We start from the raw sequence: 2,581 nt of genomic DNA on the forward strand, positions 1-2,581 counted from the left end.
CGTGAAATCGATCAGCTCATCGGCCAGCCCCTCGCCCTGGTGTTCCGGGTGCACGCAAATACCCAGCAGCTGCGCGACGGGGCCGGCCGGATCATGCAAGGCCTCGACCTGGAAGCAATCGCTGTGGCGTAGCTGGTCGACCGCCGCCAAGCGCTGGGAATAGATCGCCGCCACTAGCTGCCCCTGGTACTCGAGCACCAGCTGGCCCTGGGGGTAGAGCGCCAACCGACGCTGCAACACCGCTTCGGTAGCGCCCAGTCCGCTGGGCCAGCAGGCCAGCTCCAGTTCCCGCAGCCGTGGCAAGTCCCTGGGTAGTGGGTGGCGGATGCGGTAACGCCGTGGCAACAGCCGATTCAGGCTGGCCTGGGTGAACGGCTCGCCACGGGGCAAGCCCTGGGCCACGGCCCGATCCGGAAACAAGCCGGCTTGCGCCGCGGCCATCAGGAACACCGGCGCCTCGAACAGCTGGTGCCCGGCAAAACCATGGCTGGCGTCCAGATGCACCGCCCCGCTGCGCCGGGCATGCTGCCGGGCGCTGTCAGGGTGCAGGCAATGGGCGGCCAGCAGTATCAGGCCGTGGTGTGTGGTGAGTTCCTGCCAGCGGGCCAGGTGTTCGACCAGGCCCTGCAAGGCTGCCGCCGGCTCGATGCACGCTCCATGTCGATCCACATGAACGCTGCTTGGGCGTGCGTGGCGCTGGTCGTCGATGCCCTGGGTCGAGCCTGGCGGCTGCCAGGCCCGCCGATGTTCCTGGAAGGCATGGATATAGAGGATGTTCTCCGGGTCGCGGATACCGTTGGCGCCCAGGCTGGCGAGCAATCCCTGGGGATCGCCGATGTCACCGGTCAATAGCAGGTGCGGCAGGCCTTCCAGGGTTTGTTGCCCCCGGGCCTGCTGGGTGCTGTTGGCCGTGACGCCGATCAGCAGCAGCGGGTAGCGCTCGAGCTGCTGGCCACGCCGACTGTGATTGGCGATAGCCAGGTACAGGCGACGCAGCAACGCCCCATCGGAGCAGCCCACCTCGACGAGATAACCTGGTTGTTGCTCGAGCGGCTGTTGGTCGAATCGAGCGACGACGGCAGCCTCGAACGCAGCGAGATACTCGGCCGGCCAAGAACCTGCATCTTCCTCCCTGGGTTCCTGGATCGAGCTGGCATCGCCGAACAGCAATGCCTGCAATCGGTCCGGCAGCGGTTGCCAGGCCAGGCTCGCGCGCAACTGCGCGGTGCCCTCCAGCAGTGCACGGCCGGCATCGTTCAGGCAAAAACCGTGGCCTTGCCAATATCCCCAGGTACGTTGCTCGAAGTATCGGCGCAGCGCCTCCAGCACCGCACTGGACAGTCCTGTGGCCGGCCCTCTGGTGCTAGCCCCCTGCTCTTGCAGGACCTGCGCGCCACCGGCCTGTTCCAGCGCTATCACTAACGGTGTCAGCAGTGCCCCGTCCAGGCAGGTCACCATCGGCTCGGGAGCATTTTCCCAGCCGCCAGCGGAACGCTCGAGCCAGGAGCGCAGTTCGTGGCCGGCGGGCTCGCCCAGCAACTGCGGCAGCGACAGGCGAGTCAGCGCGCCGGCGCCGGCCGGGATGCGAATGCTCATCCCTGGCGTCAGCCCGTAGTGATCGTTGGCCAGCTGCACCAGGCATCCCAGCTCCAGCAACAGACGCAAGGCCACCCGCAACTGGCCCTCGTTGGCGGCGCAGGCCCGGGCCAGGCTGCGGGCGCTGATGCCGTCGGGCGCGCTTTCCAGGGCGCGCAGCACGCCATGTTGGTCAAGGGCCTCGAGCACCGGCAGCGCTAGCCAACCATCGGCGAGGCGATTGAGTAGATCGGTCACGACATACCTCCAGCGGTATCCGCAGCAGCTAGTGGCCAGCGTCTTGGCGGCATGGGGTTCATGCAGGGACGTGAGGGCATTGGCCCCGGTACAGGCCAGGTCTTGAGGTGTGCTCAGGAACTGGAATGCTCGACGCGCGAACGCATGGCACTCCCCGGATGGATCATTCGCCGGTCCGGTCCACCAGATGGCGGGCCTCGAAGACGGTCATGCCGAGCATGCGAAAGTACGCACGCCAGAACTCCACCGCTTCCTGCGCGGCACTCACGTCCTGCACGCATTCGATTTCGAAGACATCGCCGCTGGCCAGTTGTGTCCGGGCAGGCCAACGGGCCAGCGCGGGATCGCTGGAGCAACGGATGAAATCCAGGAGTCGGGGCTCGCATGCGCCGGGGTCGTCGACCGCGTAGTCGACGAACAAGCGGCTGTCGGGTTCATGGCAGACGCCAAAGATGTGATACGCACCGTCCCTGGTGGTGTTCATAACTTATCCTCTTTGAAGTGCTATTTTCTTGGTATTCGTGAATATTGACTCGTCTTTAGTTAAAGGGGCGTCTTAATTGGTAAACAACCTAAATAAAGATTTAAGCGCCGCGCGCACATACTGAAACTATAGATATCCATCTCGAAAAACAAATATATACGTTTCAAAAACCTCAAAAACCAAGCCACTCGCAGGCGAAAAACCTCACTTAGGATATGACCTAGAAAAAATCAAAAACCGAAATGTCTTATAGACACGATAGGA

Annotated in this window: 2 protein-coding genes; both read right to left on the reverse strand. The window is 63.6% G+C overall.

Features of this window, described 5'->3' with window-relative positions; genetic code table 11:
- A partial coding sequence (locus tag ACK6AU_RS31775) for a GNAT family N-acetyltransferase (RefSeq protein WP_409303714.1) occupies positions 1–1,833 on the reverse strand: 1,833 nt, incomplete at its 3' end.
- A gap of 163 nt (positions 1,834–1,996) precedes the next feature.
- Entirely contained in the window at positions 1,997–2,317 is a 321-nt protein-coding gene (locus ACK6AU_RS31780) for a hypothetical protein (RefSeq protein ID WP_185698392.1), read from the reverse strand.
- Positions 2,318–2,581: the final 264 nt, after the last annotated feature.

Source organism: Pseudomonas sp. KCJK8993, from assembly GCF_046230915.1.
GTDB classification, from domain to species: domain Bacteria; phylum Pseudomonadota; class Gammaproteobacteria; order Pseudomonadales; family Pseudomonadaceae; genus Aquipseudomonas; species Aquipseudomonas piscis.

Excerpts from the sequence above, each read along its gene's own strand:
- ACK6AU_RS31780 (WP_185698392.1), bottom strand. The coding sequence starts at position 2,317 with ATGAACACCACCAGGGACGGTGCGTATCACATCTTTGGCGTCTGCCAT.